The sequence below is a fragment of the Ferruginibacter paludis genome (assembly GCF_030409685.1).
GTDB lineage: Bacteria > Bacteroidota > Bacteroidia > Chitinophagales > Chitinophagaceae > Ferruginibacter > Ferruginibacter paludis.
On sequence record NZ_JAUFQJ010000010.1, the window covers coordinates 1 to 15204 of the forward strand.

Sequence of the window (15204 nt, forward strand, 5' to 3'; positions counted from 1 at the left end):
AGAAGGCAAAAAAATATAAAAATTATTTTCTAACTGGTGCAGCACAAACTCATCATAGAAGTTGCGTCAATAAACGAGTTAGCTACAATACTAAACCAACACTATCACAATGGACATTAAGTACCAAGTTTTTGTAAGTTCAACCTACATTGATTTAATAGAAGAAAGGCAAGAAGTTATGCAAGCACTTCTTGAACTTGATTGTATTCCTGTTGGAATGGAGCTATTTCCAGCTGCTGATGACGACCAGTGGACATTGATAAAAGGACTCATAAAGGATTGCGACTACTATATTTTAATAGTCGGCGGGAGATATGGTTCAATTGGGCCCTCTGGTAAAAGCTATACACAAATGGAATATGAGTTCGCTATATCAGAAGGAATTCCAGTTATATCCTTCATTAATGGGGAGCCAGGAAAAATAGCTGCAGACAAAACAGAAGTTTCCGATGCCGGCAAAGAAAAATTAAAAGAATTTATAGAGCTTGCAAAAACCAAAATGTGCAGGCTTTGGACCAGTCCATCAGATTTAGGCTCACAAGTTAGTAGGAGTTTGGTTAAGCTGATTAAAGCCAAACCCCGTATAGGGTGGATAAAAGCAAATATTGCTACAAGCGATGAAGCAAATAGGGAGATTGGCGTTCTCAGAAAAGAGAACGAAGAATTAAAGGGAAGACTTGAGAAAGCTAGAGTTTTTGCTCCTGTTGGCTCTGAAACATTGCAACAAGGAGACGATAAATTTAACTTCAACTATAGATGGTATTACGCAGGCGACCACAATGATAAAATAGAACTTTCATGGAATGAAATATTTTTCATTCTTGCTCCGGTTATGGTGGACGAAGCAACAGAAGACAACCTTCATGATGAGTTGAGAGATTATCTGAGAGATAAAATCGACGAAAAATATCATAAGCGTCCTAGTAGCATTGATGTTGCAAATGTTGACTTTCAAACAATAAAAATTCAACTAATTGCATTAGGTCTAATTTTTAAGAGTGATAAGAAACGCAGTATCAAAGATGCAGGTGTTTACTGGTCTTTGACGCCCTATGGTGAAACAGTAATGATGCAGTTGAGGGCTCTAAAGAAATAAGTACTGTAGCTAACAACTTTTCTAGTTGTTGGTGTTCACTCATCAAACCAAATACTGCTACTAACCCGTGAGCCGTTGTTGTGTCTTATGACCAACAACCGAAGCCACGCAAGATGAATTGTTCAACAATGAGCAGGCACTCCAAATCATCTATCATAAGAATCAACCAGCCACCTCCCTGCTGAGATAAAATACGGAAGACCAGTTAGAATTTGCAGTAGTCTGCCGGGATAACGCTCCGGCTGTTGGTCATAAGACACAACAGCGGCGTGCTCTGACGGGAAGGAGATTTAAATTCGGTAACCCTTCAGTTGCTACTTGTATTTATCTCTTGTCTCCATTTATATTACCAGGTAATGCGCAGGGAGCCTGCGTACCGGTCAGCCTGTCAACCATGCACCTGATGCGTTTTTTACTTGATTATTTTTTCAATTGCTGAAATATAAGCAGCGCCAATCGGAAGTTCTGTTTGTTTTATCCAGATACTTTTTCTATCCATTTTGTGAATGTGCTTTTTTGATACGATATAAGAGCGGTGAACCCTGATAAAATCGGGTGCAGGCAATAAAGCTTCTGTTTCACTCATGGTGAGGCGGGAGGCAATTTTACGGTTCTCCAAAACAAACTGCATGTAATTACCGCTACTTTCAACATATAAAATATCACTGACTTCTACCCGTATTTGCTCGTAACCACTTTTTATAAAAATGGCTCCCGGCTCCTTTATATCCGCTGTGGCACCGCTTCTCAGCAGTAGTTGCTCCTGTGCTTTATTACAGGCTTTTAAAAAACGGGCCAGTGAAAACGGCTTTAGTAAATAGTCAATCGCATCCAGTTCAAAACTCTGCACGGCATGTTCACTGTAGGCTGTGGTAAAGATAACCATCGGCGGATTGGTGAGAGATTTCAACAAATCAATCCCTGAAATATCCGGCATTTTGATGTCCAGAAAAATAAGATCTACTTTTTCTTTCTGCAAATATTCTATCGCCTTAAACGCATTGGTAAAAGTGGCCGCCAGCTCAATAAATGAAATTTTTGACGAGAGGCTTTTCACCACTTCCTGTGCAATGGGTTCATCATCTATGGCAATTGCTTTCAGCATGTTTACTTTATTTTATTCGCATATTTTGTTACGCCTTTCTGTAAAATTTTTAAGCCTTTTACTTCACCTGTTGCATCTATGTCAACAGTCACTTTTAGGTCTTCGTCATGCTCATCATAAAAAATAATATTACTCAAAGGATGTAACAAGGATGTTGGTCCCGGATGCCCGTCTCTCTTAGGTTGGGCTATCAATATACCGTCGCCTGCAGTTACATCCATTGTTAAATGTATTTCTTCTATGGTATAAGTACCGATATATTTCTTTAAAACCGCTGGCTCAATGGCAACTGGTATTAATTTGACTGGTATGCTGTATGGCTGATGATATAACACGGCAAGCAGTTTATCCGTTATATGCATTACTTCTCCTGTAGAACCACTTTTATTGCTTAACAAAACAACGCAAATATCATCCTCCGGTATTCTTGCAAAATTACTTCCGAAGCCTGAAATAGAACCACTATGCGACACCATCTTTCTGCCATACACAGAATCTATTTGCCAGCCGTAGCCATAATTATGCAAAGCGCAGGGTGTATAAGCTTTATCCATCCACTTTTTATTTACAATCTTATACGTCTGCAAACCAAGATGCCATTTATACATATCTGTTACCGTTGAGTAAATTGCCCCCGCACCAAAGGGACCTGTAGAGTCTGTGATGTCAGCAGGTTGACGGGAAGAGTCCGTTAAAAAATCATAACCGGTCGCCTTTTTATCACGGGCAAGATGTATAAAATCGAAGCCACTGTTGTTCATTTTTAACGGTGTAAATATGTATTTCCCCACCGCCTGCCAGTAACTCATGCCAGCCACTTTTTGAATAATATAACTCAACAGTACATAGCCTGAATTACTGTAGTGCCAGTCTGTTCCGGGTGCAAAATCAGGTTTTAATCTTTCAAAATACTGCACCGTTTTTAGTTCCTCAGCTGTATTGATGGAAGAATCTTCTTCTGTAAAATTTCTTATCCCCGAAGTATGTGTGAGCAAATGTTTGATGGTAATAAGATTGCCCTGGGGGAAATCCCTGTAATATTCACTAAGCCTATCATTCAGCGTCATTTTATGCAACTCCACCAGCTTTAAAATAACAGCTGACGTAAATTGCTTTGTGACAGATGCTATCTGGAATCTTGTGCTGGCTTCATTGATACTTTTATCTTCCGCGTTTTTTATGCCATACCCTTTTTGCAGTAATATTTTACCATGCTGTGCTACCAGTACAGCACCATTAAACCTGCCCACGTTTGTAAAAGCAGTTACCAGCTCGTCTAATTTTCTGACTGTAGAGTCCTGTGCAAATACAATTTGCGAGAATGCTACCACAAAGGCAAATACAATTATTTTTTTCATGTTATTTAGTTTATTTAAGTTGACCGGGTTATAAAATACTGACCGCTTCGCCAAGCCTGGACGTGATACCTTTTTATTGCTTGATAATATTTTTTGTTCCTGTTTATTTATGGCTGAATGGAAAGTTGCACAAAAAACTCTTTGCCCTCTCCATTCGCTGTAATCGTGTGTTTGCCGGGGTAGATCAGTTTCAACCGTTGCAGCACATTTTTAAAACCAATGCCTGACTTTTCTTTTTCAGGATCGTCCTGCTGCCGGGAATGCATACTGTTGCGTACAGAAAAAATGATTTCTTTTTCATTGCAGGCGAGGTTGATTTTTATCCATGATTTTTCTGTGAGACTGATGCCATGTTTAAAAGCATTTTCAACAAACGGAATCAGCAGCATGGGGGCTATTTTGTGGTGACAGCTTTGTTCACTGATATTGTCTTCAATAATAATTTCCGGCGATGATTGGGTGCGCAATTTTTGAAGTGCTATATAATTATTGAGGTAATCAATTTCCCGGTTCATGTCAATCCGGTCGAGGTTGTTTTCGTGCAGCATAAAACGCATCATATCGCCCAATTGCTGAATGCCGGTGGCAGTGCGATCTGCCTTCTCCTGCAGGGCAGTGCCATACAGCGTATTGAGCACATTAAACAGAAAGTGCGGATTAATCTGCGATCGCAAAAACTGCAGATCAGCTGTTGATTTTACCAGGGCTTTTTGTGCACCCACGAGTGCCAATATTTTATCTTTCTTTTGCTGATAAATAAGCCAGGTAACAGGTGTTACAACCAATAACTGAATGGCCCAGCCGATGATAAAAACACTGATGTGATCTGTGGGGAAAGCCAAAGGAAAAGGCAGGGTGAATAAAAAGGTTGTTATGAGCAAACGGTTAATGACTGGCCTCGCAAAAAATGACCCCTCACCTTTGAGTGGAAAAAGCCAATAGGTATTGCTCATAAAAACCAGGAACAGCGGGATAACCAGCGAAAAAAAGGCTATGACAAACCTGCCACCATGCACCAGGTTAAACGAAACCAGGAAGAACGGCACCAAAAAAATCTGTATAAAAAAAACGGTTACCTGGTTACAAATAACGGTGCGGAACGCCCGCCTGCCAGAAGATCTTTCAATGGCATTGATAACTGTTTCTCGGATTAAAACATACAGCAAATAGACGCCAAGTAAAAAAACAATCACCGCATATCCGCCCCGGATATCCAGCTGCGAGTTGGGATTGTTTTTATTGAAAAAGATGGAAAATCCAGGGTAATGAAATTGCCACTCATGACTTAAATAAACTGCTGCATTGTAAGCAGTACCGAGCAACAAAACAATCAAAACAAATTGTACAATCAGCCACAATACTTTTTTTAATATTTTTACGGCAAGTCCGGAGGCTATTATTTTTTTAAGTGAGACTGTTATTTGGGCCGTGCCAGCCTCCAACTTTTTTGGCGAGGTAAAACGCGGAATTGTTACCACGTTTAAAAAAAGGTATGTACAATATAGCAACAGCGCTACGCCAATATCCGGCAATAACACATTGCGGAATAAATTAAACGGCACATGGTTGTTGATAAAAGGCCCGGCATATTGCTGCCATGCTGTGTTACGCATGCGCCACACATAACCGCCCAGCATCATCGCGGCAACCATGGTTACAAAAATCATTTCGTGCTGGCGCCATCTTACTTTCATCGTGTTGTATTTTAAACAAAAGTAAGCTCCGGGTAGAAGGCCTTACAGGCTATGTGACGGAACCCGTAAAAAATGTGATGGAAACGGAACCAATAAATTATTTGTTACGAAATGGGCTATCAAAAGAAAAATTTAAACCGGTATTCAGCAGTGAAAAACAATGGAAAGATCATAAACAGCCAGCCTACAGGTTATCCGCCAGTAGCGCCAAAAATTTATTGCGGCTGATCATACCAGCGCCCAGGCTTTCTAAATGCGCTGTGTAAACCTGGCAATCTATTAAGGCCACCTTTTCTTTTTGCAACTGGCGCACGTAATTTATAAATGCAAACTTGCTGGCATTGCTTTGTTTGCTGAACATACTTTCACCAAAAAATACATTGCCAAGACGAATGCCATACAATCCTCCTACAAGTTCACCGTTCATCCATGCTTCTGCGCTGTGTGCAAAGCCTTGCTCATGCAACTGCGTATAGGCGTGCTCGATAGCTGGTGTAATCCAGGTGCCTTCCTGCTCCTTGCGGGTGATGGTTTTACAGTTTTGTAATACTTTGGTAAAAGCCCGGTTAATCGTAAAACGAAAAGTGCCATTGTTGAGCACTGATTGCATGCTTTTTGTTACACGTAATTTTTCAGGAAATAATACAAACCTTGGGTCGGGGCACCACCATACAATGGGTTCGCCTTCGCTGTACCAGGGAAATATGCCGCTGCGGTAAGCCAGTAATAATCTTTCCGTGCTAAGATCACCTCCAATAGCAATGATGCCTTCAGGAGTAGCTGTTTCAACAGGAGGAAATATGAGCTTATCATTTAAAACAACCATGGTGCAAAGATAAAATTTGTACTCCCTAATCAGACCGCCGATGGTAAAATAAAATTGCTTCAGTCACTACGCTTAGGTAAAAGTTGCCCGATGGTATGCGGTAAAAGAGGGCGACGCAAGAATGTAGAGGAAGGTTAATTAGCCCGGACCAAAAAAGTTAATGATTTGTTCATGTAAGGTCATCGTGGCACAGTAGGCAAGATAAATAACTCCCCTTTAGGGGACGGGGGCTACCCTGCTATCACTTCAATCGTTGCGCCAATACCCCGTTCTGTAATGGCGTCGCACATGGGTTTCAGGTAATCGTAACTACCGTCTTTAACGGCATATTTTCCTTTGCTGTCGATGATAATAGCGCACTGCTCCGCCTGTTCAGGCGAATGGCCGCAAATGTCTACAAGGGTTTCTATTACCCAATCGAAACTGTTTACTTCATCGTTCCATACTACCAGGCTATGGTAGGCATCCAGTTCGGCGAGTACGTCTACCTCTTCTTTAAATTTAGTATGGTTATTTGTAGTTGTCATGCTTTCACTGCAAAAATAAGCTGAAATTTTGAAAACGGATATGAATGCGGTGCAACATAATCCACAGTTATTTTGTCATGAATGTATAGAAGGAGGAGTATCTGGCGTTATTAATCCTTCACCCTTATCAACCAACTATGCTGCGGTCATCAAAAAAAAACAAGGAGGCATTGCCAAAGGCAGAAAAGCAGCAGGCGATTGTGTTGCCCCTGCATTCCGCCAACCGCAGCCTCGATTTTTTGGTAGAACTGATTGACACCATCCGCCCGGACAGCGCCAAAGACATTGAACAAGCTACCCTGCGTTTTAAGGCATTGTTATACCAGATGAGCCAGGACAGGAGTTCGCTCTTTTCCATGCGCAAAGCCCTGCTGACGCAGTTTTTAAAAACAAATATTGTAAATGCATTAACTGAAAGCGGCATTGTAAGCAGCAGGGGTTTCGTGCAGGAACTCAGGGGGAAAATTTTGCATAAGATATTACCCGAGCTGCAAACACCCGATAATTTCCTGTATGTCATCAACCGTATATTTTATAAAAAAAGAGATCATATATGGGTAGACGGCATTGACAATGATTTATGGATACAGTTTTTTGAGATACTGGGCATACAGATCAACATGACGGAACCTGCGCTGATAAGCCAGCTGCAGCGCTCCTTACAAATATTGAGTCACCGCGTTACCACGCTGGGCCTTGAAAAAGAAATTACGCAACGATATGAAAATATTGAAAATGCTATTTTTCCTTTTTTAGAACAAACCCGGCTGGTGAATGAATACCTGCACCTGCAAAGCAGCGTTGCCAACCTAGACACGCAACGGCTTTTACTCGCCAATATTACAGAGGCCCTGCACAATTGCAATCAAACCATTCAGTGGATAAGAGAGCAGCGGATAGCTTACGGCACCAGCCTGGCGCAAACCTTTATCATTACCCGCTTGCAGCAACAGGTAGACAGACTATTCATCATACTGGATGTGCTGGACATGGATAACTCCTTCAATACAGAACGTTTTGTTGCCTATTTTAAAACGGTTGTACACAACGAAAGCCGCAAGAATTCCATCCGCGAATTTTTGAGTGAAAACACCGGCTACCTTGCCTACCAGATTGCGGAACATGGTGGGCGCACGGGCGAAAAATTTATCACCACCACCCGAAAAGATTTCTGGCGCATGTTTAAAAGCGCTGCCGGTGGCGGTATTATTATTTCATTTATCGGTGTTATAAAAAACCTGCTCTCAAAAATTACCATGGCCCCCTTCTGGCATGGCTTTTTGTACAGCACCAACTATTCACTGGGCTTTATTTTAATACAGGATACGGGTTCAACGCTGGCTACCAAACAGCCCGCCTATACCGCCAATAATGTGGCGAGTTCGTTTGACGCACAAAAAATTGGTGAGCAACCCGACCTTAGAAACCTGGCCATTACAATTGGTAAGGTAAGCCGCACGCAGCTGGCATCCTTTACCGGAAACCTCATTGTTGTATTTCCGCTTACCTATCTTTTAGCGTGGCTATTTTTCCAGGCCACCGGTGTAAAAATTGCCGAAGGCACTGCAGCGCACCAGCTGCTGGAGCAGCAGCAACCTTTACATAGCCTGGCCTGGCTGTATGCCTGCTTTACCGGTTTCTTTTTATTTGCCAGCGGTTTAATTGCAGGGTATGTGGAAAATTATGTGGTGTACGGACGAATTGCGGAACGCCTGCGCAACCTGGCTTCTTTTAAAAATAGTTTCAGCGAAAAACGGCGGTATAAAATTGTGCATTATGTAGAGAACAACCTCGGTTCGCTGATGGGCAATATTTCGCTTGGTTTCTTTTTGGGAATGGCCGGCTTTATAGGAAAAACATTTGGTATCCCTTTCGATATCCGCCACATTACTATTTCGGCGGCCAACTCTGCCATTGGCTTTTTTGGTCTGGATCACCAGGTGACAGCCAAAGAAATATGGTACACTTTCATTGGTGTGATGGGTATTGGGTTTTTAAATTTTGCTGTAAGTTTTGGCCTGGCATTTTTGGTGGCGGTAAAAAGCCGTGGCATTCATTTAAAAGATTACCCGCAGTTTCTAGGCATTCTGTGGCGTTATATAAAAAAATATCCGCAGGATTTTGTAAGAGCACCGGGGTTTCGCACTGCTGCGCATTTGAAATAATCTCCCTATATTATTGTGTAGTTTTTTTGTCCTGGCTAAGAAGCTTTGTGGTACTTCATTGGCGTCGCACAATTGTACAAAAGTATTTTAATGGGCTTTGGTTTTCGGGCCGGATATAATGAGTGATAGCAACAACCAAAAAGGTTAGGTATTATATTACTGCTTTAAATAAGCTGTCATCCGGGCATCAATTTTTTTATCCCATAATTCCTGTTTATCCGCCAGCTGACTGTTTTTTGTTTCAGCATCATAGGCATTCTGGGCGGCTGTTAAGTCAGCCTGGCATTGATTGTAAATTTTATCAAGCACTTTGGTGTAGTCGTTCATGGTATACTTCGCCACTCTTAAGTTGTGTACAAACTGCATGGCGTACAGGTAGGCTAAATCAAAATGGTGCTGTTCGTGATTTAAAATATAGGACGTTTTGCGGTTGTGTTTTACCCAGCTGTCACTTACTGAAAAAGTGCAATCCACGGTTAAGTGCAGTGTGGCCACATTATTTTCTGATTTAAACATCATTTTAAAACCAAAGCCTGCATTGGTAATGGCGGCCGCTTCACTTGCTGACACAGGCTTGCCTTTAAAATCATCCCAGCTCAGTTTACGATCTGGTGTATAAAAAATAACGGGCTTGTCAGCCGAAGCATCGGTGATGACATACTGCACATCTACCTGTAATTTTTGCGCAGCTGCACCAAATGAAAAAAGAAAGGTGATCAGCGGAAGAGCGAAATATTTTTTCATATCAATTGATAAACGAAAATACAGTCAAATAGTACAGTGTTTAAATGCTGCCATACAGAATTACAATTATATTAACAGCGAAGGCCGGCAATTATTGCTCCACATAATTCAAATCCTTGCCAAAAGTTTCTTCTGTAAAATAAGCTGCTACGATGGCAACAGACATCACAATAGCGCCCGTAACCCATCCCGCTGTAACATATGGATGTGGCATGGAAGAGAATACGGTCTGCAGCCAGTTAAAAATTAAAAATATCAGCGGCACTGCGCCCCTTACCATATTCGGTGCTGTAGTAGCGGCAGTGGCCCGTAAATTAGTACCAAACTGTTCGGCAGCCATGGTAACAAAAATAGCCCAGAATCCAGTACCAAAGCCAAGTGCAGCGCATATAACATACATGCCCGCAGCGGTGCCATTTTGCTGGTTAAAGAAAAATACAATTGAGATGATAGTGAGAATATAAAAAATATACAATGCTTTTTTTCGGCTTTTAAGCGATTGACTTACAAAACCAATCAGCAAGTCTGCAATCGAAATACACAGGTACGCAAACATGGTAGAAACCTTTGGCTTCACAGTTTCTGTGATGCCAAATTCCCTCGCAAAATTATTGGAAAAAGCCACCAGTACACCAATTACGTACCAGGTAGGCAAGCCAATTAAAATAGCGCAGATATATTTTTTAAAACGCCGGGAATCTGTAAAAAACATGAAGAAGTTGCCGCGGCTGACACCGGATTTTTTTGTCTGTGTAAACATGCCACTTTCAAAAACGGTGATGCGCAATATCAGTAAACAAAAACCTAAACCTCCGCCGATGAAATAGCACATGCGCCAGCTAAAATTCTGTGAAACAAAAAATGCAGCCACTGCCCCCATCAACCCGATGCCGGCTACAAATGAAGTACTTAGCCCTCTCTTATCTTTATGCACCAACTCTGTTACCAGCGTAATACCAGCACCCAATTCCCCGGCCAGGCCAATGCCAGCTATAAAACGGGTGAGTGCATATTGGTCAGATGTATGTACAAAACCATTGGCAATATTGGCCAGAGAATACAAAACAATAGAACCGAATAGTACGCTCAAGCGGCCTTTTTTATCTCCCATAACGCCCCAGATAATGCCACCGATTAATAGCCCCATCATTTGTATGCTGATGATAAATTCGCCCTCAGTTTTTACCTGGGCGGCTGAAAGTCCCATATCTGTGAGGCTGTCTACTCGTACAATATTAAACAGCAGCAAATCGTAGATGTCAACAAAATAGCCGAGGGCTGCAACCAATACGGCAATTGTAAAAATAGAAGAAGTAGTTTTTTGCATATGTCAAATCAGTTAGAACAGGCAGCTTATTTTTTCTTCTTTTTTTCGGTAAATATTTTAATAAACACCGGCGCTGTTGTAATCAGCACAATGCCTATTACAATTACTTCCAGGTGCTTGGTTAAGTCAAAATGAAATGCTCTTAAAAAAAGCTGCTGCAGGTAGTGGCCTGCAAACAACATAGAGAAAACCCAGGCCACACATCCAACAACATTGTACCAGGTAAATTTTTTACTATCCATGCCTACAATACCTGCTACGATCGGCGCAAATGTTCTAACGATTGGTATAAACCTTGCCATCACAATTGCCCCGCCGCCATGCTTATCGTAAAATTCCTTGGCCTGTAACAAATATTTTTTCTTGAAGAGAAAAGTGTCTTTGCGTTCAAATAAAAATGGCCCGCTTTTTCTGCCAAACCAGTAACCGGCATAGTTGCCGAGTATGCCTGCAAGAGAAATTACAATGCCCAATACAACCAGGTTAATAAAGGAACCGCCGAAGCTGATACCCAGTCCTTTTTGTACCAGGTCGTTACTAAAAATCCCGGTCACAAAAAGCAGCGAATCGCCGGGTAAAAAAAAGCCGGCAAACAAACCTGTTTCAGCAAAAACAGCAAACACAATAAACCAAAGGCCTCCATTTTCAATATACCATTGCGGTTGCAATAATTGTGTCCAGTGAAAATCAAGTAAAATTAAATCAAGCATAAAAAATATATCTGGATGTAAAAATAGCTGTAATTATTTATGTTCAAGTTCGCCTTCCCATTTACTTACTACGGCTGTTGCGATGCTGTTGCCTACCACATTCGTAGCGCTGCGGCCCATATCCAGCAAAGGATCTATGCCCAGCAATAACGCAATGCCTGCCTCGGGTATATTAAATGTAGCCAGTGTACCAGCAATCACCACAAGCGACGCCCTTGGCACGCCAGCGATTCCTTTACTGGTAAGCATCAGCACCAGCAGCATGGTGAGTTGTGTACCAAGTGGCATGTGCATACCATAGCTTTGCGCAATAAATAACGAAGCGAAAGTCATATACATCATACTGCCATCCAGGTTAAATGAATAGCCCAGGGGCAAAACAAAACTTACGATTTTATCCTTGCATCCAAAACGTTCCAGCTCCAGCATTGTCTTGGGAAAAGCGGCCTCACTACTGGAGGTACTAAAGGCCAGCAAGATGGGCTCTTTCATTCTTTTGATTAAAGTGAAAACGCGTTTTTTTATAAACAGCGAACCTATCAATATTAATACGATCCACAACATCAGCAACCCAAAATAAAACTCCCCGATAAAAATGGAATAGGTTTTTAGAATGCCAATTCCCTGCTTTGCGATAATGGCCGTCATGGCACCAAACACGGCAACAGGCGCAAAACCCATTACATAGCCGGTTACTTTTAAAATGATATGTGCGATTGCATCCAGTGCATGTATGACCGGTTTTGTAATCTCACCCAAAGCGGCCGCAGCCACGCCAAAAAACAGGGCAAATACCACAATTTGTAAAATTTCATTTTTAGCCATTGCATCAATTACGCTGGCTGGAAAAACGTGGTAGAAAAAATCTTTCAATGTCAACGCAGCTTTATCAATACCGGTTGAAACATGGCTGTCGGGAAGTGGCAGATGCATCGCATTTCCAGGCTCAAATAAATTTACCAGTAACATGCCGAGCAACAAACTCAACAGGGAAGCGCTGATAAACCAAAGCAGTGTTTTACCGCCAATTCGGCCAACGGCTTTTATGTCGCCTAATTTAGCAACACCTACCACAAGGGTTGTAAATACCAGTGGTGCGACAATCATTTTTATGAGGCGTAAAAAGATATCTGCCAAAATAGTAAACCAGTCAAGCTTGCCGTCTCTTGATTTGATACTGTTACTTTTTTGTACTGCGATGATATCCCGTTGCTTTTGCAACGTTTTATAACCTGCCGAAGCCGTATCTGTAAGTGCCGCTAATTTTAACTGTAATTGCTGAATGGAATCTGAGAGTATTTTTATTTCGGCCAGTGATTGCGTTTCATCAGGCGTACTCAGCAAACTTTTTTCGGCTTCCTTTTTTTGCGACTGTAACTTTTTTTGTACAACCAGCAGCGCATTGGCAGCCGTGGTATCCTTAATGGTTTCGAAAGGCAGCATGGCATTATCAATATGTGCCAGCTGAATGTCAGCATTGGCAATGCTCGTATTTTCGATGCCAACATAATTTTTATTAAGAATAAACCCTGCCGCGATGCCGGCTAACAATGCAATACCAATGTATAAAGTGAGTTTACTGCGCCCTGCGGGTTTTATTTCCATACTTAAAAAATAGAATTGCAATATAGTATTTAATGCTTGTTATGGGCTGCCAGTGAGTAAAAATGATTAATTGCCACTGCTGGTAAGCTATTTTTGATTATTTTGCCTAATCATTATTTTAAAACCAAACCAAAACAGATATATGAGTTTATTTGTAAAGAAGCCAATGAGTGTATTAATGGCAGAGGCGACGGATACCGAACATGGATTAAAAAAGACACTGGGATCCCGTTCGTTGATTGCGTTGGGTATTGGAGCAATCATTGGTGCAGGATTATTTTCTATTACTGGTGGTGCGGCGGCTAACCAGGCAGGTCCTGCAATTACGATTTCATTTATCGTGGCGGCATTAGGGTGTGCATTTGCCGGGTTGTGTTATGCTGAATTTGCTTCCATGATACCTGTTGCAGGTAGTGCATACACTTATTCATACGCTACAATGGGCGAATTTATTGCATGGATTATTGGCTGGGACCTTGTGCTTGAATATGCAGTTGGCGCGGCGACCGTAAGTATAAGCTGGAGCAGGTATCTTGTTAAATTTTTGGAATCTTTTGGCCTGCATTTAGATCCTTCTTATACCGTAGGACCCTGGGATGGTGGAATTATCAATTTGCCTGCTGTGTTTATCGTGGTGTGCATGAGTTTGTTGCTAATAAAAGGAACTTCAGAATCTGCGAAGGTGAATGCAGTTATTGTAGGCGTAAAAGTATTGGTAGTACTTATTTTTATTGTCTTGGGATATGGCTACATCAACACCGCCAACTACCATCCTTACATTCCAGAAAACACAGGCAAGTTTGGTGAATTTGGATTTAGCGGCATCATACGTGCAGCAGCCATTGTATTTTTTGCTTACATAGGCTTTGATGCCGTTAGCACTGCAGCCCAGGAAGCAAAAAATCCCAAAAAAGATATGCCGATCGGTATCCTGGGATCACTGGCTATTTGTACTGTATTGTATATTTTGTTTGCACATGTTATGACGGGTGTTACCAGTTATACTACTTTCCGCGGACAGGATGGTATTGCCCCGGTAGCGGTTGCTATTGAACACATGGGTAAAGCGGATGCTGCTGGTGTTATTCACCCTGACTATCCCTGGTTAAACAAAGCCATTATCATTGCCATTCTCGGCGGATATGCTTCCGTTATTTTGGTGATGCTGATGGGACAAAGCCGCGTATTTTACAGCATGAGTAAAGATGGATTGCTTCCAAAAGTATTCAGTGAGGTTCATCCGAAATACCGCACACCTTCAAAAAATAATTTATTGTTTATGTTCGTGGTAAGCCTTTTTGCTGCATTTGTTCCTGCACGGGTGGTGGGAGAAATGACCAGTATAGGAACGCTATTTGCCTTTATATTGGTTTGCATTGGTGTGGTGGTTTTAAGAAAAGCGCAACCAGATCTTCCCCGTGCGTTTAAAACACCCTGGGTACCGGTTATTCCGATATTGGGCGTTTTTACCTGCCTGTTTATGATGGTATTTTTGCCTACCGATACATGGATACGTTTAATTGTTTGGATGTTAATTGGTTTGGATGTATACCTTTTTTATGGTGTTAAATACAGCCTGCTTGGTCCTGGTGTATTTAACCGCAAAGGTGTATCAATTGTGAGCAAAGTAGGTCTGCTGCTGAGCTTGGGTTTGGTGGTCATAGCCTATATTCATAAAAGCTCCCTGGATGCAGGAAGCGACGATAATCTCTTCATGATTTCTACTGTAATTGCTGTAATTCATTTCATCATTTTTGGACTCAAATTATCGCAGGTGAAAACATCTGCCGAAGTATAAAAAATAAATATTGCTAATCAAAAATAAAGAGGCTGTCTCAAAAGGGGCAGCCTTTTTTAATTCACAGTTGTGGAAAAACGGGTTCAGGATTTGCATTGATTTTGCGGCATGTATAGTATGGCACAAGCAAAATTTAAAACCTACACCCGCAATCAGTTGCTGCTGATTCCCCAAAGCTGGGAGGAAAGGATACCGCAGGGTCATCCTGTCCGCATTGTTGATAGTGTAATCGATCAGCTCAACCTTGCT

Annotated in this window: 12 protein-coding genes; 3 read left to right on the forward strand and 9 right to left on the reverse strand. The window is 41.7% G+C overall.

The window, feature by feature from the left end; all coding sequences use genetic code 11:
- The first annotated feature begins 109 nt into the window (after positions 1-109).
- Positions 110-1096, forward strand: a complete 987-nt coding sequence (locus QWZ08_RS17630) for a DUF4062 domain-containing protein (RefSeq protein WP_290338832.1) — start codon at positions 110-112, stop codon at positions 1094-1096.
- Between the two features lie 412 nt (positions 1097-1508).
- On the opposite strand, the gene QWZ08_RS17635 is transcribed toward QWZ08_RS17630, so the two are convergent.
- From QWZ08_RS17635 to QWZ08_RS17655, 5 genes are all read right to left on the reverse strand, one after another.
- The gene (locus tag QWZ08_RS17635) at positions 1509-2201 is read right to left on the reverse strand and encodes a LytR/AlgR family response regulator transcription factor (protein ID WP_290338833.1); all 693 of its coding nucleotides are present in this window, start codon (positions 2199-2201) and stop codon (positions 1509-1511) included.
- A 2-nt stretch (positions 2202-2203) separates the two neighbouring features.
- Complete coding sequence (locus QWZ08_RS17640) at positions 2204-3559, reverse strand: serine hydrolase (RefSeq protein WP_290338834.1); 1356 nt, start codon at positions 3557-3559, stop codon at positions 2204-2206.
- Between the two features lie 107 nt (positions 3560-3666).
- Positions 3667-5253, reverse strand: a complete 1587-nt coding sequence (locus QWZ08_RS17645) for a sensor histidine kinase (RefSeq protein ID WP_290338835.1) — start codon at positions 5251-5253, stop codon at positions 3667-3669.
- A 184-nt stretch (positions 5254-5437) separates the two neighbouring features.
- Entirely contained in the window at positions 5438-6079 is a 642-nt protein-coding gene (gene aat / locus QWZ08_RS17650) for a leucyl/phenylalanyl-tRNA--protein transferase (protein ID WP_290338836.1), read from the reverse strand.
- 230 nt (positions 6080-6309) lie between these two features.
- Positions 6310-6606, reverse strand: a complete 297-nt coding sequence (locus QWZ08_RS17655; RefSeq protein WP_290338837.1) for an ATP-dependent Clp protease adaptor ClpS — start codon at positions 6604-6606, stop codon at positions 6310-6312.
- A 170-nt stretch (positions 6607-6776) separates the two neighbouring features.
- Between QWZ08_RS17655 and QWZ08_RS17660 the strand changes: the two genes are divergently transcribed.
- Complete coding sequence (locus QWZ08_RS17660) at positions 6777-8771, forward strand: transporter-like protein (RefSeq protein WP_290338838.1); 1995 nt, start codon at positions 6777-6779, stop codon at positions 8769-8771.
- 156 nt (positions 8772-8927) lie between these two features.
- On the opposite strand, the gene QWZ08_RS17665 is transcribed toward QWZ08_RS17660, so the two are convergent.
- The 4 genes from QWZ08_RS17665 to QWZ08_RS17680 form a co-directional block, all read right to left on the reverse strand.
- Complete coding sequence (locus tag QWZ08_RS17665; RefSeq protein ID WP_290338839.1) at positions 8928-9515, reverse strand: DUF922 domain-containing protein; 588 nt, start codon at positions 9513-9515, stop codon at positions 8928-8930.
- 91 nt (positions 9516-9606) lie between these two features.
- Complete coding sequence (locus QWZ08_RS17670; protein WP_290338840.1) at positions 9607-10842, reverse strand: MFS transporter; 1236 nt, start codon at positions 10840-10842, stop codon at positions 9607-9609.
- 26 nt (positions 10843-10868) lie between these two features.
- Positions 10869-11552, reverse strand: coding sequence for a DedA family protein (locus tag QWZ08_RS17675; protein WP_290338841.1), 684 nt, complete (start codon positions 11550-11552; stop codon positions 10869-10871).
- Positions 11553-11585: 33 nt separating this feature from the next.
- A complete protein-coding gene (locus QWZ08_RS17680) occupies positions 11586-13157 on the reverse strand; it encodes a dicarboxylate/amino acid:cation symporter (RefSeq protein WP_290338842.1) in 1572 nt (523 codons plus the stop codon).
- Between the two features lie 142 nt (positions 13158-13299).
- On the opposite strand from QWZ08_RS17680, the gene QWZ08_RS17685 reads away from it, so the two are divergent.
- The gene (locus QWZ08_RS17685; RefSeq protein ID WP_290338843.1) at positions 13300-14955 is read left to right on the forward strand and encodes an amino acid permease; all 1656 of its coding nucleotides are present in this window, start codon (positions 13300-13302) and stop codon (positions 14953-14955) included.
- Positions 14956-15204: the final 249 nt, after the last annotated feature.

Bases quoted from the DNA above. Each gene is read 5' to 3' on its own strand.
- QWZ08_RS17630 (WP_290338832.1), top strand. From the start codon at position 110: ATGGACATTAAGTACCAAGTTTTTGTAAGTTCAACCTACATTGATTTA.
- QWZ08_RS17635 (WP_290338833.1), bottom strand. From the start codon at position 2,201: ATGCTGAAAGCAATTGCCATAGATGATGAACCCATTGCACAGGAAGTG.
- QWZ08_RS17640 (WP_290338834.1), bottom strand. From the start codon at position 3,559: ATGAAAAAAATAATTGTATTTGCCTTTGTGGTAGCATTCTCGCAAATT.
- QWZ08_RS17645 (WP_290338835.1), bottom strand. From the start codon at position 5,253: ATGAAAGTAAGATGGCGCCAGCACGAAATGATTTTTGTAACCATGGTT.
- aat (WP_290338836.1), bottom strand. From the start codon at position 6,079: ATGGTTGTTTTAAATGATAAGCTCATATTTCCTCCTGTTGAAACAGCT.
- QWZ08_RS17655 (WP_290338837.1), bottom strand. From the start codon at position 6,606: ATGACAACTACAAATAACCATACTAAATTTAAAGAAGAGGTAGACGTA.
- QWZ08_RS17665 (WP_290338839.1), bottom strand. From the start codon at position 9,515: ATGAAAAAATATTTCGCTCTTCCGCTGATCACCTTTCTTTTTTCATTT.
- QWZ08_RS17670 (WP_290338840.1), bottom strand. From the start codon at position 10,842: ATGCAAAAAACTACTTCTTCTATTTTTACAATTGCCGTATTGGTTGCA.
- QWZ08_RS17675 (WP_290338841.1), bottom strand. From the start codon at position 11,552: ATGCTTGATTTAATTTTACTTGATTTTCACTGGACACAATTATTGCAA.
- QWZ08_RS17680 (WP_290338842.1), bottom strand. From the start codon at position 13,157: ATGGAAATAAAACCCGCAGGGCGCAGTAAACTCACTTTATACATTGGT.
- QWZ08_RS17685 (WP_290338843.1), top strand. From the start codon at position 13,300: ATGAGTTTATTTGTAAAGAAGCCAATGAGTGTATTAATGGCAGAGGCG.